This is a genomic window from Trinickia sp., assembly GCF_051961175.1.
Taxonomy (GTDB): domain Bacteria; phylum Pseudomonadota; class Gammaproteobacteria; order Burkholderiales; family Burkholderiaceae; genus Trinickia.
Map to the genome: position 1 here is coordinate 20,461 of NZ_JBQCDN010000145.1, position 20,137 is coordinate 40,597.

General features: G+C 63.1%; 21 protein-coding genes and 1 pseudogene. 10 read left to right on the top strand and 12 right to left on the bottom strand.

What is annotated here, in order from left to right; all coding sequences use genetic code 11:
* Positions 1-4: 4 nt before the first annotated feature.
* The 4 genes from ACTHL0_RS08305 to ACTHL0_RS08320 form a co-directional block, all read right to left on the bottom strand.
* On the bottom strand, positions 5-613 hold the full coding sequence (locus ACTHL0_RS08305) for a methylamine utilization protein (RefSeq protein ID WP_440566241.1): 609 nt from the start codon (positions 611-613) through the stop codon (positions 5-7).
* 79 nt (positions 614-692) lie between these two features.
* Positions 693-1,172, bottom strand: coding sequence for a group I truncated hemoglobin (locus ACTHL0_RS08310; protein ID WP_440566242.1), 480 nt, complete (start codon positions 1,170-1,172; stop codon positions 693-695).
* A 512-nt stretch (positions 1,173-1,684) separates the two neighbouring features.
* Complete coding sequence (locus tag ACTHL0_RS08315; RefSeq protein WP_440566267.1) at positions 1,685-2,329, bottom strand: helix-turn-helix transcriptional regulator; 645 nt, start codon at positions 2,327-2,329, stop codon at positions 1,685-1,687.
* Between the two features lie 60 nt (positions 2,330-2,389).
* Positions 2,390-3,352: an ornithine cyclodeaminase family protein gene (locus ACTHL0_RS08320; protein ID WP_440566243.1), complete on the bottom strand. Its 963-nt coding sequence runs from the start codon at positions 3,350-3,352 to the stop codon at positions 2,390-2,392.
* Between the two features lie 139 nt (positions 3,353-3,491).
* Between ACTHL0_RS08320 and ACTHL0_RS08325 the strand changes: the two genes are divergently transcribed.
* Both ACTHL0_RS08325 and ACTHL0_RS08330 read left to right on the top strand, forming a co-directional pair.
* A complete protein-coding gene (locus ACTHL0_RS08325) occupies positions 3,492-4,280 on the top strand; it encodes an ABC transporter substrate-binding protein (RefSeq protein WP_440566244.1) in 789 nt (262 codons plus the stop codon).
* 48 nt (positions 4,281-4,328) lie between these two features.
* The gene (locus ACTHL0_RS08330; protein WP_440566269.1) at positions 4,329-5,573 is read left to right on the top strand and encodes an NAD(P)/FAD-dependent oxidoreductase; all 1,245 of its coding nucleotides are present in this window, start codon (positions 4,329-4,331) and stop codon (positions 5,571-5,573) included.
* A 130-nt stretch (positions 5,574-5,703) separates the two neighbouring features.
* Here the strand turns inward: ACTHL0_RS08330 and ACTHL0_RS08335 are convergent, their stop codons facing one another.
* A complete protein-coding gene (locus ACTHL0_RS08335; protein ID WP_440566245.1) occupies positions 5,704-7,149 on the bottom strand; it encodes a cytochrome P450 in 1,446 nt (481 codons plus the stop codon).
* 199 nt (positions 7,150-7,348) lie between these two features.
* Here ACTHL0_RS08335 and ACTHL0_RS08340 point away from each other — a divergent pair, with 199 nt between their 5' ends.
* Positions 7,349-8,236, top strand: a complete 888-nt coding sequence (locus ACTHL0_RS08340; protein WP_440566247.1) for a helix-turn-helix domain-containing protein — start codon at positions 7,349-7,351, stop codon at positions 8,234-8,236.
* A 108-nt stretch (positions 8,237-8,344) separates the two neighbouring features.
* Here ACTHL0_RS08340 and ACTHL0_RS08345 read toward each other — a convergent pair whose 3' ends face one another.
* On the bottom strand, positions 8,345-9,268 hold the full coding sequence (locus ACTHL0_RS08345; RefSeq protein WP_440566249.1) for a LysR substrate-binding domain-containing protein: 924 nt from the start codon (positions 9,266-9,268) through the stop codon (positions 8,345-8,347).
* Positions 9,269-9,380: 112 nt separating this feature from the next.
* Here ACTHL0_RS08345 and ACTHL0_RS08350 point away from each other — a divergent pair, with 112 nt between their 5' ends.
* A complete protein-coding gene (locus tag ACTHL0_RS08350) occupies positions 9,381-10,181 on the top strand; it encodes an SDR family oxidoreductase (RefSeq protein WP_440566251.1) in 801 nt (266 codons plus the stop codon).
* Between the two features lie 78 nt (positions 10,182-10,259).
* Here the strand turns inward: ACTHL0_RS08350 and ACTHL0_RS08355 are convergent, their stop codons facing one another.
* Positions 10,260-10,655: a VOC family protein gene (locus ACTHL0_RS08355; RefSeq protein WP_440566252.1), complete on the bottom strand. Its 396-nt coding sequence runs from the start codon at positions 10,653-10,655 to the stop codon at positions 10,260-10,262.
* Positions 10,656-10,694: 39 nt separating this feature from the next.
* Between ACTHL0_RS08355 and ACTHL0_RS08360 the strand changes: the two genes are divergently transcribed.
* Positions 10,695-10,850 (top strand): hypothetical protein, encoded by a 156-nt coding sequence (locus ACTHL0_RS08360; RefSeq protein WP_440566254.1) that lies wholly within the window; start codon positions 10,695-10,697, stop codon positions 10,848-10,850.
* 108 nt (positions 10,851-10,958) lie between these two features.
* Here ACTHL0_RS08360 and ACTHL0_RS08365 read toward each other — a convergent pair whose 3' ends face one another.
* Positions 10,959-11,885, bottom strand: coding sequence for a LysR family transcriptional regulator (locus ACTHL0_RS08365; RefSeq protein WP_440566270.1), 927 nt, complete (start codon positions 11,883-11,885; stop codon positions 10,959-10,961).
* Between the two features lie 96 nt (positions 11,886-11,981).
* On the opposite strand from ACTHL0_RS08365, the gene ACTHL0_RS08370 reads away from it, so the two are divergent.
* Both ACTHL0_RS08370 and ACTHL0_RS08375 read left to right on the top strand, forming a co-directional pair.
* Positions 11,982-13,496, top strand: coding sequence for a M20 family metallopeptidase (locus ACTHL0_RS08370; RefSeq protein ID WP_440566271.1), 1,515 nt, complete (start codon positions 11,982-11,984; stop codon positions 13,494-13,496).
* A 65-nt stretch (positions 13,497-13,561) separates the two neighbouring features.
* Positions 13,562-14,863: an MFS transporter gene (locus tag ACTHL0_RS08375; RefSeq protein ID WP_440566256.1), complete on the top strand. Its 1,302-nt coding sequence runs from the start codon at positions 13,562-13,564 to the stop codon at positions 14,861-14,863.
* Between the two features lie 138 nt (positions 14,864-15,001).
* On the opposite strand, the gene ACTHL0_RS08380 is transcribed toward ACTHL0_RS08375, so the two are convergent.
* From ACTHL0_RS08380 to ACTHL0_RS08390, 3 genes are read right to left on the bottom strand one after another with little or no spacing between them, the layout of a single operon-like run.
* A complete protein-coding gene (locus ACTHL0_RS08380; RefSeq protein ID WP_440566258.1) occupies positions 15,002-15,409 on the bottom strand; it encodes a hypothetical protein in 408 nt (135 codons plus the stop codon).
* A gap of 47 nt (positions 15,410-15,456) precedes the next feature.
* Complete coding sequence (locus ACTHL0_RS08385; protein ID WP_440566260.1) at positions 15,457-15,843, bottom strand: hypothetical protein; 387 nt, start codon at positions 15,841-15,843, stop codon at positions 15,457-15,459.
* A 12-nt stretch (positions 15,844-15,855) separates the two neighbouring features.
* Positions 15,856-16,764: a 5'-nucleotidase gene (locus ACTHL0_RS08390; protein ID WP_440566262.1), complete on the bottom strand. Its 909-nt coding sequence runs from the start codon at positions 16,762-16,764 to the stop codon at positions 15,856-15,858.
* 124 nt (positions 16,765-16,888) lie between these two features.
* Between ACTHL0_RS08390 and ACTHL0_RS08395 the strand changes: the two genes are divergently transcribed.
* From ACTHL0_RS08395 to ACTHL0_RS08405, 3 genes and pseudogenes are all read left to right on the top strand, one after another.
* A complete protein-coding gene (locus ACTHL0_RS08395) occupies positions 16,889-17,953 on the top strand; it encodes a helix-turn-helix transcriptional regulator (protein ID WP_440566264.1) in 1,065 nt (354 codons plus the stop codon).
* Positions 17,954-17,994: 41 nt separating this feature from the next.
* Positions 17,995-18,822 (top strand): SIR2 family NAD-dependent protein deacylase, encoded by an 828-nt coding sequence (locus ACTHL0_RS08400; RefSeq protein WP_440566266.1) that lies wholly within the window; start codon positions 17,995-17,997, stop codon positions 18,820-18,822.
* A gap of 131 nt (positions 18,823-18,953) precedes the next feature.
* Positions 18,954-19,151, top strand: a pseudogene (locus ACTHL0_RS08405) (transposase); the annotation flags it as partial.
* A gap of 7 nt (positions 19,152-19,158) precedes the next feature.
* Here the strand turns inward: ACTHL0_RS08405 and ACTHL0_RS08410 are convergent.
* The gene (locus ACTHL0_RS08410) at positions 19,159-19,608 is read right to left on the bottom strand and encodes a GNAT family N-acetyltransferase (protein ID WP_440566272.1); all 450 of its coding nucleotides are present in this window, start codon (positions 19,606-19,608) and stop codon (positions 19,159-19,161) included.
* Positions 19,609-20,137 lie beyond the last annotated feature (529 nt).

Here is a 20,137-nt window from a genome sequence, read left to right on the forward strand (position 1 = left end):
TCACCTATTCGCTCCTGAGTTGCAGCGAGAACGACGCAACCTCGCCGCGCCCGGCCGAGACGATCTGCGACGGTGGAGGCTCGGGCTCGGCCATCCGGTAGTGCCAAACCGACAGCCGGTAGGCACCGTCCCGGATGTTCCCGATCGACGCCTGGCCTCGCGCATCGGTCTTGGCGAACCAAGGCGTGTCGACGACAAGCAAATACGCGATCATTTGATCGTGGATGTTGCAGCCCATCACCACCAGCCCCGGCTTGTCGAAGACAACAGGCTTGGCCGGCATCCCGTGATAGAGATGCAGCTCGAAGCGCTTCGCCGGCGAGAACGAATAGACGTCGTGTTCGATGTTGTCGCGGTTCGGAAACGAAACCGCGGTGCCTGTCTGCACGACCGATACCAACGGCACAAAGCGCCGCTTGATTTGATCGATGACGGCTTGGGGCTGTTTCGCCGGGGGCGCTTTGGCATTGACGTCGACCGGCACGGCATAGACGACGGCATCGGCAACCGGAGCGCCCGCTTGATCGACTACCGACACGCGCAACGGCTCGGCGCGCGCGCTGGCGACGTGCAAGCCGACGACGGCGAGTAACCCGGCGAGCCAGGCTCGCATCACTATGCTCATCTCGTTCCCCCGTGCGGGCGACACGCATTCGCGCACCCCGCGTCACCGCACAACCGCCTCGGACTCGTCACGGGCGATCTTGAATATCGCGGGCCATCGGCATGAGCTTGGCCAGCAGCTTATTTTGCGCATCGATCGGGATATGGTTCTTGTTCATCGCCAGCTTCAGATCTTCGATGCCCGCGGCGAATGCTTTACCGTCGATACCCAATCCCTCATGCGCCCGTTTCATCGAGCGGCCGGTATAGGCACAAGGCCCGCCCGTCAGCGCACAGAATTGCTCGTTGAGCAGCTTCTCGATACGGGGAATCGAAGCGCCGTCGAAAAACGATTTCGTCCGGGGATCGTCGAGCATCCGGTCGTAGAAATCGTCGATGACGTGTTCGATGCCCTCTTTACCGCCGAATTGCCGATAAAGCGAATCGTCGGCGACTGCGGGGGCTGAGAAGGTCGCGGTCAGCGCCGATACCGCCAATGCATAACCGGCATAGCGGGCATAGCGGGCATAGCGGGCGGAACGGATCGAAAAACGGGAGAGCGTGAGCATGGGCGCGTCTCGCTGAAAAATTGACGTCGACGTCTTGCAAACGGCGACGCACTGAAACATCGTCCGGCACGACATTTCAGAAGGGATCGTTCCTGGGCCTACCGGCGGCCTCGGTTGCAAAGCGCCATATCGATTTTTGTGTCGCGCATTCGCGCGGGCGTTGTTATGCGATATGGGTGCGACAATAAAGCGTGGTCGATGCCTGATCGAGCCAATCTGCGCTATCCAAGATAGAACGACTTGCGCATAGCCGGCGTCCTTTTGCTTTATCGGCGGCGCGCTCATGACCTTGAAGACGGGGAAAGCCCTGAATCGGAACTCATCGACGAGCAAACAATGCGCCGTCGCTGGCACGAAAACGATTTCATCCATTAAGGCGCGCAGGGATGGCGCGAATTGACCCCGAGCGTCTGAGCGGCCGCATTGCCTGCGCCAAGCGCTTGGTTACCCTTTGCGAAAATACCGCCACGCCGCATCGCGTCTGGCGGCGCGGCCGAACGACAGAGGGCGTCTCAGTTCGCCCCCTCCTTCATCATCTTCAAATGTTTATAGACGGTGGCCCGCCCCATGCCCAGCACATTCGCGACATAATTGGCCGCACTCTTTCCGCGGAAGGCGCCCTCGGCATAGAGGGCTTCGACGATTTCCCGCCGATGTTCGCGCGTGAGCCCGTTCAAGCCCAACTGCCGCTCCTGCAGCCAGGCGTGCAAAAAGGTGTTGATGCGCTCTTGCCAATCGTCGCGAAACAATTCTTCCGGCTGCGCCACGAGGCCCGCGCCCTTGATGAACAGGTCGAGCGCCGAGCGCACGTCCTCGAACACGGCGATGTTGAAGTTGATGCATATCATGCCGGCAGGCTTGCCTTCGTCGTCGAACAATATGTTGCTGACGCAGCGCATCCGGCGCCCGTCCCAATTGAGCTTTTCGTAAGGCCCGATCACGCGCTCGCGCGCGGCCTGTTCGATCTCCTCGAGCGCCGAATCGTCGCCGATCTCGCGCTTGGACAAATTGTTCGCGAGATAGAGCACCGTTTGATCATGCAGATCGTGGATGACGACTTCCGCGTAGGGGAAAAATAGCGCGGCGATGCCGTCCGCAATCGGGGCGTAGCGGGACAGCAGCAAGTCTTTGACCGGGGACGTTTTCTTCTTGCGCATCGTCATGAAAGCGATTCGAGCCTTAACCGCCGTCTCGCGGGAAAACTGGACGGCGCGGCGTCATTGTAGCGACTGCTTATCGCTCAGATGCCGATAAAGTGCGTGAGCAATCGCGACATCCTCGAGCCCGAGGCCGATGGACCGGAAGAACGCGTGCCGTTCATACGCCGGCTTGCGGCACGTCCCGCTCACGAGCGCGGGCAAATCGCCCTCGATCCGCTCCGGCGACCACCCAAGCTGCGCGGCCAGTTTCATCTCGCCGGCGCTGGCCGGCGTCGTCTTCCAGTAATCGCAGTAGACATCCATGTCGAGCAGCCATGCCGGCTCGATCTCGTGCGCATTCGGGACGTTCGTGCTGATCGAAGTGACAAGGGCGGGCTTCGTCAAGGACTCGCGCTTCAGCACGGGGCGACCTGACGACGTACAAAGCATGACCACATCGGCGTCTTCCACACAGGCGTCGACGCTCGCGCACGCCTGCGCGCGTGAATCCACGGCAAGCACGGCGTTGCGTTTGGCTTCATCGCGCATGAGATCCGGGGAGAAGACGCGGATCGACTGCCAAGCCCGCAGCGGCAACGCGTGCCGCAGGTGCGCAAGCGCGACCGCTCCCGCCCCGACAACGGCAAGCCGCGCAGCATCGGCTCGCGCCAATTGATCGATGGCAACGGCGGTCGTGGCGGCCGTGCGCTCCGTCGTCAGCAAGCCGGCGTCGCACAGCATCAGCGGATGGCCCGTTTCCATCGACATCAGCGTCGTCCACGCCGTGACGATCGGCGCGGCGCCCGTCACCAGATAGGGCGAGAGCTTGGCGCCGAACACCTTCTCACCGGCCAACGCACCGAGATAGGTAATGAAATCGCCCGCATCGTGAGGGAACAGCGTCAGCGTTTGTGGCGGTTGCACGGCCTGTTCGAGCGCCAACGCGCGAAACATCGCGCTGAGCGCGCCTTTGATGTCGAGCGCGGGCAGCATCTCGCGAATCGTCTGCTCATCGACGACGAGTGGCAAAGCAGGCTTCATGACTTCGATCTCCTTAATTTCGGCGACTGGACCGATCGATCCAAAATAGTCTATATTGGACTTGCCGTCTACACTATACGGCAAAATCCGGTGTCGTCCGCTGCCGCCGTACCGATCATCCACGACAGGAATTCCCGCCATGAAGCTGAAGCACACCCTGCTTGCCGCCGTCATTGCCGTGACGGCCGGCACCGCGTTCGCGCAGTCGTCGCAGTCGTCCGATACCTTGCGCTTCGGCATCGAGGCCGCGTACCCCCCGTTCGAGAGCAAGACGCCGTCGGGCGCACTCGTCGGCTTCGACGTGGACGTCGGCAACGCGATGTGCGCGAGGATGAAGGTCAAATGCGCGTGGGTGGAAAACGCGTTCGACGGGTTGATCCCGGCGCTGCAGGCGCGCAAGTTCGATGTCATCAATTCGGCGATGAACATCACCGAAAAGCGCAAGGACAGCATCGCCTTCACGCGGCCGATCTACGTCGTTCCGATCGTCATGATCGCCAAGCGCGGCTCGGGCTTGCTGCCCGACACGAAGCGGCTGCAAGGCAAGCATGTGGGCGTGTTGCAAGGTTCGTCGCAGGAGGATTTCCTGAAAAAACATTGGGCGGGCGCCGGTGTAGACGTCGTGTCGTACCAGGACCAGGATCAGGTCTACTCGGATCTCGCGTCGGGGCGCCTCGATGCCGCGGTTCAGGAAGCGCAGACAGCGCAGGAAGGATTTCTCGACAAGCCCAGCGGCGCGGGCTTCGACATTGTCGGCGAGCCGCTGCGCGATCCGTCGACGCTCGGTGAAGGCACGGGCTTCGGCTTGCGCAAGCACGACGCAGCATTGCTGGCGAAGATCAACGCGGCGCTCGATTCGCTGAAGCGCGACGGTACGCTCACGCAGCTCTCGCAAAAGTATTTCAAGCGCGACATCATCGCGAAGTAACACCGTGCCGGGATCGTCCGGCACGCTGAATCGAAGGGCATGAAAGCCATGGATTTTGACGTCGTGGTGTTGGGCGCGGGGATCGTCGGCGTGTCCGCCGCCTTGCATCTGCAAGCGCGCGGCCGCCGGGTCGCGCTGATCGACCGTCGCGCGCCCGGCGAGGAAACGAGCTTCGGCAATGCGGGGCTGATCGAACGTTCGTCGGTCGTGCCGTATGGCTTTCCGCGCGATCTCGGGACGCTTTTGCGCTATGCGCGCAATCGTTCGACCGACCTGTACTGGGACTATAAAGCGCTGCCGGGCTATGCGGCCTGGCTCGCGCGATTCTGGTGGGAATCGTCGCCGCGCCGGCTCGACGCCGCCGCGCGCGACATGCAGCCGCTGATCGGCCGATGCGTGGCGGAGCATGACGCGCTCATCGCGCGCGCGGGGCTGGCCGAGTTGGTCCATGCGCGCGGATGGATGGAAGCGTTCCGGACCCCGGCCGCCTTCGCGCGAGCCCTCAAGGACGCGCAGGCCGCAGCGAGCGAGCACGGCTTGCGAGCGACTATCCTGGACGCTGCCGCGCTCCGTGCGCGCGAGCCCGCGGTCGGCAGCGATATTTGCGGCGCGGTGCATTGGGAGGATCCGAAGAGCGTGCTCGATCCGGGCGCGCTCGTCAAAGGCTATGCCGCCCTGTTCGAGCGCGACGGCGGCAGTAGCTTGATCGGCGATGCAACGACCTTACGCGCCTCGGATCGAACCTGGACCGTGCGAACGGAGCACGGAGTGCTCAGCGCGAAGGAGGCGGTCGTTGCGCTCGGGCCGTGGTCCGATGTCGTGTTCGGGCCGCTGGGCTATCGTATCCCGCTGCGCGCCAAGCGCGGTTACCACATGCATTACCGGGCCACGCGTCCGATGCTATCGATGCCCATCGTCGACAGCGAACGAGGCTATGTGGTGGCGCCGATGCGCGGCGATCGGCTGCGGCTTACGACGGGCGTCGAGATCGCCAACCGAAACGCACCGCCGACGCCGGTCCAGCTCGAACGCGTGGAACCGCTGGCGCGCGACACGTTCGGGATTGGGGAGCGAGTCGATCCGGCGCCCTGGCTCGGGATGCGTCCATGCACGCCCGATATGCGTCCGGTGATCGGGCCGGCCATGCGGCATCGCGGTTTATGGTTTGCGTTCGGCCACAATCATCACGGGCTGACGCTCGGCCCCGTAACGGGCCGCTTGCTGGCCGAGATGATGACGGGCGAAGCGCCCTTCACCGATCCGACGCCGTATCGGCCCGACCGATTCCGTTGATAAGCGCCGGCGCTTGAATATGGGCAAGGATTGTTGTCGCCATCCGCGCGTCGGTCTTCCTGTTCTTTCCGTCCTGTTCGAAATGGGATGGTATTTGCTCCCTTAGAGCCCTTAGAGCCCTTAGAGTCCACTAATCGCGCACCGGCGCGATGGCCAAGTGCAGCGGCTGGTCGGGACGCAGCGTCACCCTCCATACCGGGCGCGGTGCCGTCCTCCCTTCGGGAATGGACAATTCGAAGCGCTGCAACAGCATCGCAGCGATCACCGTCATCTCGGCCATGGCCAGATGTTGCCCGAGACACACACGCGGCCCCGTCCCGAACGGCATATAAGCACCGCGCGGCAGCTCGGGCGCATCCGGGGCAAACCGCTCGGGGCGGAATGCCTCCGGCTCGGGAAACCAGCGTGAATCGCGATGCATCAATTGAACGGGCAGCATGAAGAGCGTGCGCGCCGGCAATTGCCATCCTCCCAAGCTCAAGGGCCTCGTGCTCCGGCGGCTGATGAGCACCGGCGCGACGGGGTAGAGCCGCAGCGTCTCTTTGATCGTCTGCGTCAGATAACCCAACGACGCCAGCGCCTGCGCCGTAGGCGCGCGGCCTTGCAACATACGCCTGACCTCATTGCGCGCAGCGCTTTGCGCGACCGGATTCGACGCCATGCACCAAGCCCACCAGCTGAGCGTCGCGGCGGTGGTTTCGTGTCCGGCCAGGAACGTCGTCATGCATTCATCGCGCACAGCTTGTAGCGTCCATGCCGACGGATCGCCATCGTGCAGACGAAGCAGCCGGCTCAGCAGATCGTCGGGCCAGTGCTCGCGCGGTAGGCTCAAGCGCGCTTGCATATGCCGTTCGATCAGGCCGTTCAGATCGGCCAGCGCCCGGCGTTTCGCGCGCTTCCAGGGCACCCAGTCCGGCCAACTGGCCGGCCAATAGAACTCGGCGTTCGCCGCCGCGCTCGTCACGCGGATCGCCTCTTCCGCCACCTTCGCATCGCTGCCTACGCCGCTCGAAAACGTCATTTGCAAGATGACTTCCATCGTCAGCGACGTCAACGTGCTCTCAATCGGCCACTGTGCGTCACGGGCGGGCCAATCCGCCAGCGCCTGTTCGGTGGCCGCGGCGATCGTCGGCGAAAAGCTTTGCACGGCCTTCGGCAAAAAATTCGGCTGTAACGCGTGGCGCTTGCTGCGCCATGCATCGTGCTCCGCAATGAGCACGCTGTTGCCATGTATCTGGGCGAACACGCCGATAGCCCGTTCCCAACGAATCAACGCGTCGCCGTGCGTGACGAGCAATTCGCGCACGAATTCGGGATCGGCGACGATGACGTCATGTTCGGGCCAAAAGCGCAGGTGCACGATATCGCCGAACTGCCGTTGCCATTGCGACAGCGTACCGAACATATCGCGCGACATCCGGCTCAAATGGACCCAGCCTGTGAAGCTGCGCGGCCCGGGCGGCCACGCGCCGGGCGGCTGCTGCGCTGTAGCTGTAGCTGTAGCCGCAGCCGTGCCCGCAACGGACAACGCAGCATCGTCGTGAAACGGGCAGCGGTTGGAAGATGGCGAGTTCATGGGCATATAGCGGTCCGGTGGCCTCAAGGGTCGTGAGTCGCGCTTCCCGGCGCGACGTCATTTGCCTCGAATCATTCTCGATCGGCCTTCGCGTGTCTTGAACGCAAACGACATCGACAGATTGGCCGCCCCTTGCCTATACTCGGCGCTCATGCTCCCAGCCGCCTCGCAAAACCTGCCGTCGTGCCCCGATCCATTGATGCGCGCACCGCTTGCATCGAATGACGGACGGCGCCCGCATTCGCGGCTTTATCTTGCGCCGCCCGCTTTGCAAGGCGCGATCGTGGCGATGATCTGCCGCGATACCAGGGGGTTCGCGCTGACCGACGCCCAGCGCCTGTCACACTTTCCCGCCTCCCCGCTCGTGTGCCTTTCCTGGTTCGATGGGGCGGATGCGGGCATCGTCGAGGGCGCAGCAGGAAATGCCGTTTGGCGCCCCTACGGGACGGCATTCACGTTATCGGGCAGCCAGGCCCGGCCGATGGTGAGCTGGGGCCGCCATAGTGGCCGCGGCGGCATGATCTGTTTCGAAGCGGATGCTGCGCGTGCGTTGTTCGAGATCGATCTCCGTGCGATCCAAGACCGCATCGTGCCGGCGGAACCGCTACTGGGGCCCATGTGGCGCCCCTTTCTCGACGCACTCCTCGCCGCCGACAGCGATGCGATGTCGCTGTCCGTGCTGGAACAGCATCTGGCCGCGCGGTGGCGCACGCTCAACGGCCGCGGCTCGGCGCTTTCGGTGCGGAATGTTGGCCGCTATTGGGTCGGACGTCTGGCCTGGCAGGCTCACGAATGGCGCCGCACGCACGGTTCGCGACAAGTCGAGCGCCGGATCAAAGCGTATAGCGGGCGCTCATTGCGCGAATGGCAATCCCTCATCAAAACCGAAAGCTTGTTTTTCGCCGCACGCGATCGCTACGAGACCGGGGAAACATTGGATTGGGCAGCCCTGGCTCAAGACGAAGGCTTTGCCGATCAGGCGCACTTGAGCCGCGCCGTCAAACGCACCACCGGTTTTTCGCCAAGCGAGTTCACTCAGCGCTTTATTGAAGACGAATCGTTCTGGGCGTATCGGCTATGGGTGTGAGCGCCCGGATGTGAGCGCCCAGGTGCGATCGTGCAGGTGCTGACCGCGGGATCCGGCGCGCTGCCCCACCGAGGGAGGCGACGCGCCCCCACACCCAAGGTCCTTTCGCTACGCGGATTCCACCGTCGGAGCGTCCTCGTCCAGCAGCGCAGGCAACTGCGTCTGCAGCCACGCCACGACTGCGGCGGTCTTCGCCGGCACGCGGCGCGACGCCGGATAGATCGCGTGCACGGGCAAGTCCGGCAGCCGATGACCGGCCAGCACAGGCACGAGCCGCCCCGTCGCCAGTTCGTCCCGGCACACCGGCCGATGCAGGACGCCGATCCCATTGCCCTCGAGCAACGCGGCGAGCAGAGGCCGCCAATGATTGCAGCGCCACGCCGACCGTACTGACGCCGTGACGGGCGCACCATCGGGCCCACCGAGATGCAGCTTGCCGTCCCGCGCGAGGCCGTCGATATGGACGAACGGATGGGCTGCCAATGCCGCGGGCGACGCGGGCGCACCGGCCCGGGCCAGATAGCCGGGCGATGCGAGCAGCAGCCTGCGCACGCGGCCGAGCGGCCGCGCAACGAACCCGCCCTCGCCCAGTCGGCCCACCCGGATCGATACATCGACGCCCTCGATGACGGGATCGACGAAGCGGTCGTTCAAAATCAGGTCGATTGATAACTCGGGGTGCCGTTGCTGCAGCGTAGCCAGCAGCGGCGGCACCACGATTTCGCCGAGTGCATGAGGTGCGGCGACGCGCAACGTGCCGCGTAGCTGGCGGCTGAACGTCGCCACGCTCGCCGCCGCCTCGTCGGCTGCTTCGAGCGCTGTCTTGGCACGAGCGTAGAACACCGCGCCGATGTCGGTCACATTGACGGAGCGCGTATTGCGATCGAGCAGCCGCGCGCCGAGATGCCGCTCGAGTTGACGCAGCCGTTCGCTGACGGCGGGTTGCCCGAGGCCGAGATCGCGGCCGGCGGCCGAGAGCCCGCCGCATTCGACGACACGCACGAATACGCGCATGGCAAGAAGGAGGTCCATGCCCGCGAATCTATCAAATAATTCGATGACGATCATCGAATTCGCGGCAGTTCTGCTGACTCAGGATCCCAGCCACCATGGCGGCTCCTCTTTTCATCGATCGGAGAATGTGATGAGCGAAGCCATCGCCGGCCATACGGCCGGAACAAAGACGCCGACAACGGCGAGTGCCACGGTAGCCATGACAGGGGCGATGCATGCCCCCCTCGCAGGGCGCCACGTGACTGTCGTCGGCGGCACTTCCGGCATCGGCCTCGCGGTCGCTCGACGCGCCGCCCGCGAAGGCGCGGAAGTCACCCTCGTCGGACGAGATTCCGCGCGCTTGCGCCGAGCGGCGGACGAGATCGGCGGCGCCCGGCAATGCATCGGCGACTTGCACGATGCCTCATCGTTCACGGCGCTATTCGACACGCTGCCGGACATCGATCATCTGGTCGTGACGGCCGGTACCGCATCGCTGAAAACGCTGCGTGAGAGCACGCCCGACGATCTGCGCCGGGTCGTCGAGGAGCGGCTGGTCGGGCCGCTATCGATGGTGCGCGCGGCCCTGGGCCGGCTGCGCCCGACTGGATCGATCGTGCTGACCTCCGGGCTGCTGGCCGAGCGGCCGATTCGCACCGGAGCGATTCTCGCCGGCGCGGTGGCGGCGATCGAAGCGATCGTGCGTTCGCTCGCGCTCGAACTCACGCCGATCCGCGTGAATGCCGTGTCGCCCGGGCTGGTCGATACGCCACTGCTCGACAGCTTCTTCGGCGAGACGAAGACCGAGACGCTGACATCGGCAGCTGCGGCGCTGCCTGCGGGACGCATCGGCCGTCCCGACGATATCGCGCAAGCCGTGTACTTGCTGCTGACCAGCGGCTTCATCACGGGCGAAGTCCTGCATGTGGACGGGGGCGGACGCCTCGTTTAGCGAGGGGCCGGCGGGGCTCGACGGCGGCGAGCGTCGTGGGGCCTTTCCGTCCGCGGACACCGAACGCGCCATCGCCCGCTATTGCTCCGGATCGTGGCAGCAAATAGCGATCTTGTTACCCTCCGGATCGCGGAAATACGCGCCGTAGTAGTCGGGATGATATTGAGGCCTGAGGCCGGGCGCGCCCTCAGACGTGCCGCCGTTCGCCAGTGCGCTGTGGTAGACAGCGTCAACCGCCTTCCGGCTGGGTGCCAGCAAGCCCACCATCTGCCCGTTCCCGGCTTGCGCGGCATTGCCGTCGTAGGGCCGGTTAATGATGAAGAGCGGCCGCGGCTGGTCCTTTGCCTTCCAGCCGGCCCAATGTGCGCTTTCCTCGCAGAACTTCAGCTCGTGTCCCAACGCAGCCATGACGGCCGAGTAAAAGGCAAAGGCACGATCGAACTCGTTCACTCCGACGCAAACGTGTGAAATCATTTCGTTTTCCTCGAATGTCCCAAACGGGAATCAATCAGTATGAACAAAATCGTCATTGCTTTGGCCATCGCATCGGGTCTGCTGAGCGGATGCGCACTGTATGTCCCGGACGATTCGGGCGTTGTCGTTCATCGGCAAGGCGGCCCGGGCAACGGCTTCTGTCCGCCGGGACAAGCCAAGAAGGGCAACTGCTGATAGGCCCTGTGGATCGCTTGGGCGTGCCCTACGTACCCCAAGCTATTCCGTTCGCCACTTACCCCTTCGTTCCATAGCGAAGGGGAACGCGCTTGCCCTCGCACTCATTTACGCCTCGCCGATCATCGATACGATCGTTTCCAACACGCTCCTCACGACCGCCGGCAACCGCCTTTCGCGCATCGTCGTCACCTGCAGCACTCTCTGATTCAGGATCGGCTCGTCGATCGGCCGCCATACCAGCGACAGGTCATTCATCAGCCCTTTGAGCGCGACCGAACTGCCTAGCGTGATCGCGCCGGTCAGTGCGGCAAAGGCGTGCAGCGCTGCCGAGTTATTGCTGCTCAAAATCGGTTCGATTTTCACCGCGCGCGTCGAGCAACACAGATCGAACAATTGCCGTACCGTTGTCCCGCGCTCGAGCAAGGCGATCGGATAGGTCTGCAGATCCGCGAGCGTGAGACACGCGTGCGATGCCAGCGGATGCTCAACACCGAGCAACGCACGCACAGGCATCGCCACCGAATAGGCGACGTTCGGCGCCGAATGACTGCCGCTTTGACTGCCGCTTGAAAATGCCACGCCGATATCGACTTCGCCCACCGTCACCCAATGTTCCACCTGGGCCGGCGTGCCCGAGCGCAGCACATAACGTGTGCCCGGCGCCGTTTGCAGATGGCGCGCGAGCGAGGCGGGCAGGAGCGACCGCGTGAAACCCTCGGTACAGCCGATCCGCACGAGCCGTCCTCCGCGCGCTTCGCTCGCCGAGATATTGCCGAGCACCGCCTCGGCTTCGAGCAGCGTGCGCCGCGCGTGTTCGGCCAGCAGCTCGCCCGATTCGGTTAGCACCATCCCGCGCGGCAGGCGCTCGAACAAGGGTGCGCCGACATCTTCTTCGAGCTTGCTGATTTGCCGGCTGATCGCCGATACGGCGACATGCAAGTTTTCCGATGCGGCCGCCAGCGAACCCGTGCGTGCGACCTCGACGAAGTAACGCAGGGCGATTCCGTGCAGCATGAGGCCGTCCTTGGTCAGCGTTGCCATTCAGGCAAGCCTAATCGACAAAATTGAAATTGTTGCGAATTTTTGGTGCTCATAAGCTGGCTCACAGCCCTATCCGAGGACGCCATGATGCCCAGCCACACCAGCGATAACGCTCGCCAGCGCCAAGAAGCGATCGATCGTGCCCATGCCATCTACGATTCAGGCCGCCTGCTCGATGATCTTGCCCGACGTCTGTCGTTCCGGACGGAAAGCCAAAACGAAGCGCAAGCGGCGGCATTGCATGCCTACCTCACCGAAGAAATCGCGCCGACGCTCTCGCGGCTCGGCTTTACGAGTCGAATCGTCGCGAATAGTGCCGTCGAGCGTGCGCCGTTTTTGATTGCCGAGCGAATCGAAGATCCGGCGCTGCCGACCGTGTTGACTTACGGGCATGGCGACGTCGTGCGCGGCTACGACGACCAATGGCGCGCAAGCCTGGCGCCCTGGCGCGTCACGGTACAAAAGGATCGGTGGTACGGCCGCGGCAGCGCCGACAACAAAGGCCAGCACTCGATCAACTTCGCCGCGCTCGGCGCGGTGCTCCAAGCGCGCCGCGGCAAACTCGGCTACAACGTCAAAGTCATCTTCGAAATGGGCGAGGAAATCGGCTCGCCCGGACTCGACGAGATCTGCGCAGCGGAACGAGAAGCCCTGTCAGCCGACGTATTCATCGCCTCCGACGGACCGCGCGTCAGCGCCGAACGCCCAACCGTGTTCCTTGGCTCGCGCGGCGGGGTGAACTTCGATCTCACCGTCGATCTGCGCGAAGGCGCGCATCACTCGGGCAACTGGGGTGGCGTGCTGCGCAACCCGGCGATCGTCCTCGCCCATGCGATTGCGAGCCTCGTCGATCATCGCGGCGCGATCGTTGTCGACGGGCTTCGCCCGCCACCGATTTCCGATGCCGTGCGCCATGCGCTGTCCGACATCGAACTCGGCGGCGACGAAAACGCGCCGGCCATCGATCCGGAGTGGGGCGAGCCGGGGCTCACGCCGACCGAACGCGTCATCGCGTGGAATTCACTGGAAGTGCTGGCGTTCAAGGCCGGCAATCCCGATGCACCGGTCAACGCGATTCCGCCCGTCGCCCGCGCCACGTGCCAATTGCGTTTCGTTGTCGGGACCGATAGTGCACGGGCCGCCGAACATCTTTCTGCGCACCTCGCGCGTCATGGTTTCGCGGACGTGCAGGTGTCCGTCACTCGGACCGCCGCGGCAACGCGGCTGGACCCGGAAGACCCGTGGGTAGATTGGGTGCTGTCATCGATTGCCACGACGAGCGGAAAGAAGCCGGCCTTGCTGCCGAACCTGGGGGGCACCGTTCCGAACGATGTCTTCGCCGACACGTTGGGCTTGCCGACGCTTTGGGTGCCGCACTCCTATCCCGCCTGCTCACAGCATGCGCCGAACGAACATCTGCTCGGTTCGGTCGCGAGGGAAGCGCTCGGCCTGATGGCGGGGATTTGGTGGGATCTGGGCGAAGACGCTCACCGCATTGCGGCGCTGCGGTCTGCGCGCGGCACGCATGTCGCGCACGTCTGTGCCTCGGCCACCGCTTCGGCTGCGGCGGCTTCCTTTGCCGCTGCCGCGCTCAGTCATTGAGTTGAAATGCAACGGGCGCTGCGGCGTCCGGTTAGTTGTCGTTCGTCCATCGATCGAGGATTGCGATGAATCACCGCCTATCTTCCGGCTCGCCGGCACACAAGCCGCTGAGCCTTGTGCAAATCGTCATCGCAACCTCGGCCGGCAATGCGCTGGAATGGTTCGACATTGCGATTTACGGATTCTTCGCGATCTACATCGGCAAGCATTTCTTCCCCACGACGAATCAAACCGCCTCGTTGCTGCTGACGTTCGGGACGTTCGGCGCGTCGTACCTCGTGCGGCCGGTCGGTGGCGTCGTGCTGGGCGCCTATGCGGACAAGCGCGGGCGTAAAGCGGCATTGATGATGTCTGTCAGCCTCATGATGGCGGGGACAGCGATCATCGCGTTTATTCCGACTTATGCGAGCATCGGGCTTGCGGCACCCATCGGCGTATTCGCGGCGCGCTTGATCCAAGGGTTTTCGGCGGGGGGCGAGTTCGGCGCATCGACGGCCATGTTGATCGAACATGCGCCGCATCGGCGCGGCTTTCTCGCGAGCTGGCAGTTCGCCACGCAGGGGCTGGCGACGCTGATGGCGGCAACCTGCGGCTTTGCGCTGGCAAGGCTGCTGTCTCATGAGGCGCTGGCATCATGGGGATGGCGTGTGCCGTTTTTTATCGGCTTGCTGATTGGCCCGGTGGGGCTGTATTTGCGGCGCTTTCTTGAAGATGCGCCGGAGTTCACGGAAGCCGCGCGGACGGAGACACCGGTGAGTGACGTGTTCCGCTTGCAGAAGCGGATGGTCATCGTGGCGACGGGTGCGCTGGCTGTGTCGACGTCGGTCAACTATCTGTTGCAATACCTGCCGACGTTTGCGATCCGAGAGCTGCAGTTGCCTGCTTCGACGAGTTTCGCGGCAACGATGCTAGGCGGGGTCATTCTGACTTGCGTGACGCCATTGGCGGGGCATCTGTCGGATCGAATCGGCCGGCTCGTGCAGATGGCCACCGTGGGAATACTGCTCGCCGTCACGGTCTATCCGGCGTTTTCTTATACGGTTGGGCATCTGTCGGCCTTCACCTTGTTCGCGCTCGTGGCTTGGCTCGCGTTGTTGAAGTCGGTCTATTTCGGCGCATTGCCCGCGTTGATGTCGGAGATGTTTCCCTCGGCCACGCGCTCGACGGGGATGTCCGTCGCCTACAACATCGGCGTGACGGTGTTCGGCGGATTTACACCGGCGGTTGTGACGTGGCTCATCAGCGCGACGGCGAATCGAAGCGCGCCGAGCTTTTATTTGATGGTCACGGCGATGGTGAGTCTTGCGGCGCTGGCGTCGGTTAGCCGGGTGCGGCCGGGGGCGATGGAGCGGCGGGTGGTGGCGTAGGGTGTTTCACGCTGCACCGAGCGCCAACCGCAGCGCGACGTCGTCGAGCGTCATGCACTTTCAGCCGGCGCATCATTCATAGCATCGTCCATGAACATAGATCGTGCTCACAACGCCCCCAGGCTCTCGTCTTGCCGATCAGAAATGATCAGCCCAACGGTCCCAGAAGCCGGGCTCATCGTGGTGCGCGTTCTTCATGGCAAGCGCCAATGAAACAACGAAGAACCGGACATCGTCGAAACGGCTGGTGCCGTCCGCATGCTCGAGAAATGCCTGAAGCTTTCGGTACTGGCTGTCGGTTTCGTCGAACGGCACATCGATAAAAATCTCCCCGGCATAGGAGCGCATCACAGTCTCGGACGCGACTTGTGCGCACTCGCGCCACCCGATGCCTTCGCTGTCGAGCCATTGCATGATGCGCTGGCGACTGTTCAGATTCCGGTAGTCCGCACGGCGAAGACGTTGTGCCTTGGGAAACTCGAGATAAAGCACATCCCGCTTGAGCTTCCGGGCAATCGCATCAACGTGTTCGATAAGTTTCGGCATGGGATGTCATCCGTAGGTACATGGCGAATCGTCTTGTTGCGGCTGCGTCATTCCACGACGTAGCCCATCTTCGTGGCGCAGGTTGGGCAGAGCGTGCGCACCCGGCCATCCTCGTGTCCACGCAGCGTCGCCGGCTGCCCGCATCGCTCGCAGGCGCGCTGGCTCAAGCGCGTAGCTTCAGCAAGCCAGCTATCCACCGCGGTTGTTATCTCGCCTCGAAGACGGAAGCGCAGACTGCCCAGCTTCTCCCGCACCTCGATTGCGACCAGATGCGACGTGCGCGATTCGGCTTCGAGCTTGCGCGAAAGCTCGTCGATGATGCGATACCAACCATCGTCGCACTCGAACAGGCAGCCACCGGAAAAGCGCGGCTGCAAGGACCGGTAGATGGCCGGATAGCTCCCGACCAAAGCATGCTCGAATTCGCGGTTCATCGCGGCACTCGCTCAGTGAAGCACCGACAGACATTCGTTGTTGATACCGTACGGCACGTGCCCGGTCGCCACGAGCCGGGAAGCCGACTCGCAGTTAGGCACATGGTCATCAAAGAAGATGTCGGGCCGGAATTCCGCAAGAAAGGGCGTCTTGTCCTTGCCGCCAAGGAACATCGCCTCATCGACCGCAACGCCCCATGCCATCAACGTGCGAATCGCCCGCTCGTGTGCCGGTGCGCTACGGGCTGTCACCAATGCCGTTCTTACCGGGACCCGCGACCGGCACCTGCCACGAAGGGCGCACAGGGCAGCGAAGAAGGGCTTTAGCGGCCCCGGCGGCAGCGGCAGGCGCGCATTGCGTACCTCATGGGCGTTGAACTCCTGCAACCGCTGCTGCCGAAAAACGCGCTCGGCTTCGTCGCTGAAAAGGACCGAGTCCCCGTCGAACGCAATACGCAGTTCTGCTTCGTCGGCCGTCATCGACATGCCCGGAGCCGGGTAGACCCGCGCGGCGGCAAATCCCGCCGCCATCGCTTCGCAAACATCCGGCGCGTGCGCGGACAGAAACAGCTGGGCCTCGAGCGGTGCCAGGTAACGATGCGGCTTTGCGCCGCTCGTAAAGATGGCCCGGCTGATGGCGAGCCCGTGGTGCCGGGCCGAGGTGAAGACCCGCAGCCCGGTGACCGGATCGTTGCGGGACAGGATGGCAACCTCGACATCGGTGCTTTCTCCGGTGTTGAACGCAAGGAGCTTTCTCACCAACGGGAAGGCCACGCCCGGGCTCGCCGGGACATCCAGACGCGTGGCCTGAAGCGCGCAATATGCCGATGGGTCGTCCTCGCGAAACAGCCGGTTTTCCGCTTCGAAGTCGAACAGCGCCCGTGCGGAAACAGCGATGGTGATTTTTGTGGTCGAAGTCATAGGTCTCTCCAGTGGCCGGAAACGATGATGCGGGACACGAGGGACAAAAAGTGTCCCCTTCGTTTTGTAGAATCACGACCAATCCGAAAGCGGACTCACACACCCTCGACCGGCGGCCAGACTGATGACTTCCAGCCTTGATGAAGCGATTCTTCGAATCCTGCCGACGGACAGGGAATCGGAAGCGTGGATGCCCACTTCACGGGTTATCCAACTGCTGACCGACCGGGGCCACCAAGTGGACTATCCGCGGCAGGTTCGACGCCGGCTTGCCAGGCTGGAGCAGGAGAAGCTTGTCCTCGCTGCGATGGATGGGCGGCAGCTTGTCTGGCAGCGCAAATCGTGGCTGCACGGTGCCAACCAGATGGCCGGCCTGATGAGTGCTTCCGAGGCCGTAGCGTTCCACGTGCTGCGTCGCTTTGTGGCGGACAAGCTGCCTGCGGCGGTGACGATGGACGTCGAGCCGCTGTTCAAGGCCGCCGATACCCGGCTTTCGCAAGACGGGGAGGACAGCCGGCTGTATCGGGCGTGGGTCAACAAGATTGGTTCGGTGGAGCCCACCTATTTGCTGGGGCGGCCGCCCATTGATCCGGAAGTCTTCCAGACGGTTGTGACCGCGACCTTCTTCGAGCGCGAACTCCTTGTCCGGTATCGGCCGGCCTACAAGGAGACAAGGGACGAAGACATCAAGCCGAAGCGGCTTTGGCCGCTCGCACTGGTCGAATCGGCGGGGCTCATGTACATGGTCGCCCAGAGTCCGGACCATCCGCCGCGACCGGAGAAAGGCAAGCCGAACTGGCTACGGATTATGTATCGACTGGACCGATGCATGTCGGCGGTCGATTCCGGGGCCGCGTTTGCCTATCCAGGGGATTTCAATCTGCAAGCTACGATTGAAAAGGAGCAGGTGTTCGACTTTCTTCCGGAGGCGCCTGTCGTGCTTGAGCTCGCGCTGGAGCCATTCGAGGCCAAGCGACTTGAGGAACGGCGCATGTCGGACGACCAACGGCACGCGCCGATGCCCGACGGGCGGATAAAGGTGACCGGGACGGTGGTCCCGAGCGTCAAGCTGCGATGGTGGCTTCGCTCGCTCGGTGCAGCAGCAGAGATTCTGGCGCCACCCGCACTTCGGGACGAGTTCGCGCGCGAGGCGGCCGAACTGGTTAAGCGTTACGGCACCGCCGTTTGAAAGGTGTATCGACAAACTAGACAGTGTGATCGGGGGAGTACGTGGAAAGCGATATCGCAATCAAGCAGGCGGCCGCGTGGATCCGCGATGCGGAGGGCCTGCTCATCACTGCGGGCGCCGGCATGGGCGTGGATTCCGGGCTGCCCGATTTCCGGGGAACGGAAGGCTTCTGGCGTGCATACCCGGCGCTGCGCCACCATGGATTTTCGTTCGAGGATATCGCCAACCCCGCGGGCTTTGCGAGTCATCCGCGCCTGAGTTGGGGATTCTATGGGCACCGCCTCGCTCTCTATCGCGCGACCGTTCCCCATGCGGGTTTCAGCATTCTGCGCAGGTGGGCATCGACGATGAAGCATGGCGCTTTCGTTTTCACCAGCAACGTCGATGGGCAATTCCAGAAAGCGGGATTTGATGCTGAGCGCATTGTGGAATGCCACGGAACCATCCACCGGCTGCAATGCGTCGAGGCTTGTACCGATGCGACTTGGCCGGCGGACGATTTCACGCCGGTTGTCGACGAGACGACATGTCTGCTTCAGAACGTAATGCCGAGGTGTCCGCATTGCGGTGGTCTCGCCCGGCCGAACATTCTGATGTTCGGGGACTGGCAATGGGTAGAGAGGAACGTGGACAGGCAGGAGAGACGACTTGCTGCATGGCTTCGGTCCGTCGAGCGTCCCCTCGTCATCGAACTGGGTGCAGGCAGGGCCGTGCCGACCGTGCGGCGCTTCAGCGAACAGCATGACTTCCGCTTCATCCGCGTCAATCCGCGCGATTACTCGGTTTCGCCTGCCGTGGGAGTAGGAATAGCGGGTGGTGCGTTGGAGACGTTGCAACGGCTAGTCGACGTCGTCGATGGAAGTCTATGAGAGAGCCTTGTGCCGAGCAGAGCGATGATGCGGCTCGCTCAAGCACATAGGAATGTTGAAATCACGGCGGCACTTCAATGCGCGATGCGGCTCCAAGACGAAGTGGCAACGAACGTGGTGTGTCGCAAGATGTTATCCCGCCGCGCTCGAATCGAAAGTCCAAGCGGCGCTACAGCCGCACGCTGTACCGGACACGGAACATTGTCGAACGCTTTTTTAATCGCATCAAACATTTTCGTCGCGTCTCGACTCGGTACGACAAGCTCGCCGGCAACTATCTCGCTTTGGCGGTGCTTGCCTGCACCTTCGGCCCACTCGTAAGAATGTGAGTGGCAACTATACCTTTGTAGAACGTGGTTGGCGCATGTAGTAAATATCCCACTCCGATTCGTCCGTCTGCTCGAACCCGTGTCGTTGATAGAAACGGTTCGATTCGCTGCCACGCAATGCGCCCAGGCGGATCGGCATGCATTGTAAATCGGCATCTGCAATTATCTGCTGCAGCACTGCTGTTCCGATTCCCCGTGCCTGATGTTCAGGCAAGATGTACAGGTGGTCCAGGTGCCAGTGGTCTGGTTGAGGGCGAACCAATAAAAAGCCCACCCGAGCGTCATCGGTTTCGATGAAGCGGCACAGCGCCGGCTCAAAAGATGCCAGGAAACGTTCCCGCGCACGCTGTGGGTTAAAGCGTCCAAGACGCTCCAGGCTCTCGCGCATCGCCGCGATGCGAATGCTCACCAACAGATCAGCGTCAGATTGCGTAGTAGGTGAGAAAGTCAGATTCATTCGAAAGCAGGTTATGTCGGGCCCGGAGAAGTCGTCCAGCATAGCAGGCCTCCCGATCTCGTCGATTCGCTGGCGAAGACGTGTGCGAGGAGCCTTCGGCGAAATGTAAACAGACCCTGGTCACGCCTCTTGACTTCGGCATGGCGTCCAAAAAGCAGCTCCGCGTGAACCCGCAACGCTGTTCTGCTGGGCGTCGGGTGCGACCGATGCCTCCCGGCAAGCGGGACTGCACTCAAAGGGCCAGCACTGGTAGTCGACAGTCCGCCCTGGATTGACTCCGGCGCCGATAAAGGCTTCGCCATACCGGGCGACGCTGAACTCCTGCCCCTTCTGCAGGGCGACCGGGGCGATGAAACGTCGGCGCATAGCGCCCCCGTACGAGGCGCCTGAGGCTTCACGCGCAGTCCTCCTATCCGTATGGCACGCGCGACCAGCACGACGCCGCCGGTGGCCTGGGTAACTTCCCGATAGGGAAGAATTGTCTTGCCAAGCCCTCCTGCCGGGTCTAATCTTCCCGAACGGGAATATT

What these genes read in the sequence shown, in the direction of transcription:
- ACTHL0_RS08375 (WP_440566256.1), top strand. Translation starts at nt 13,562, where the DNA reads ATGAATCACCGCCTATCTTCCGGCTCGCCGGCACACAAGCCGCTGAGC.
- ACTHL0_RS08320 (WP_440566243.1), bottom strand. Translation starts at nt 3,352, where the DNA reads ATGAAGCCTGCTTTGCCACTCGTCGTCGATGAGCAGACGATTCGCGAG.
- ACTHL0_RS08345 (WP_440566249.1), bottom strand. Translation starts at nt 9,268, where the DNA reads ATGGACCTCCTTCTTGCCATGCGCGTATTCGTGCGTGTCGTCGAATGC.
- ACTHL0_RS08370 (WP_440566271.1), top strand. Translation starts at nt 11,982, where the DNA reads ATGCCCAGCCACACCAGCGATAACGCTCGCCAGCGCCAAGAAGCGATC.
- ACTHL0_RS08310 (WP_440566242.1), bottom strand. Translation starts at nt 1,172, where the DNA reads ATGCTCACGCTCTCCCGTTTTTCGATCCGTTCCGCCCGCTATGCCCGC.
- ACTHL0_RS08350 (WP_440566251.1), top strand. Translation starts at nt 9,381, where the DNA reads ATGAGCGAAGCCATCGCCGGCCATACGGCCGGAACAAAGACGCCGACA.
- ACTHL0_RS08305 (WP_440566241.1), bottom strand. Translation starts at nt 613, where the DNA reads ATGCGAGCCTGGCTCGCCGGGTTACTCGCCGTCGTCGGCTTGCACGTC.
- ACTHL0_RS08335 (WP_440566245.1), bottom strand. Translation starts at nt 7,149, where the DNA reads ATGAACTCGCCATCTTCCAACCGCTGCCCGTTTCACGACGATGCTGCG.
- ACTHL0_RS08385 (WP_440566260.1), bottom strand. Translation starts at nt 15,843, where the DNA reads ATGAACCGCGAATTCGAGCATGCTTTGGTCGGGAGCTATCCGGCCATC.
- ACTHL0_RS08390 (WP_440566262.1), bottom strand. Translation starts at nt 16,764, where the DNA reads ATGACTTCGACCACAAAAATCACCATCGCTGTTTCCGCACGGGCGCTG.
- ACTHL0_RS08410 (WP_440566272.1), bottom strand. Translation starts at nt 19,608, where the DNA reads ATGAATCTGACTTTCTCACCTACTACGCAATCTGACGCTGATCTGTTG.
- ACTHL0_RS08360 (WP_440566254.1), top strand. Translation starts at nt 10,695, where the DNA reads ATGAACAAAATCGTCATTGCTTTGGCCATCGCATCGGGTCTGCTGAGC.
- ACTHL0_RS08395 (WP_440566264.1), top strand. Translation starts at nt 16,889, where the DNA reads ATGACTTCCAGCCTTGATGAAGCGATTCTTCGAATCCTGCCGACGGAC.
- ACTHL0_RS08325 (WP_440566244.1), top strand. Translation starts at nt 3,492, where the DNA reads ATGAAGCTGAAGCACACCCTGCTTGCCGCCGTCATTGCCGTGACGGCC.
- ACTHL0_RS08355 (WP_440566252.1), bottom strand. Translation starts at nt 10,655, where the DNA reads ATGATTTCACACGTTTGCGTCGGAGTGAACGAGTTCGATCGTGCCTTT.
- ACTHL0_RS08340 (WP_440566247.1), top strand. Translation starts at nt 7,349, where the DNA reads ATGCGCGCACCGCTTGCATCGAATGACGGACGGCGCCCGCATTCGCGG.
- ACTHL0_RS08380 (WP_440566258.1), bottom strand. Translation starts at nt 15,409, where the DNA reads ATGCCGAAACTTATCGAACACGTTGATGCGATTGCCCGGAAGCTCAAG.
- ACTHL0_RS08315 (WP_440566267.1), bottom strand. Translation starts at nt 2,329, where the DNA reads ATGCGCAAGAAGAAAACGTCCCCGGTCAAAGACTTGCTGCTGTCCCGC.
- ACTHL0_RS08330 (WP_440566269.1), top strand. Translation starts at nt 4,329, where the DNA reads ATGGATTTTGACGTCGTGGTGTTGGGCGCGGGGATCGTCGGCGTGTCC.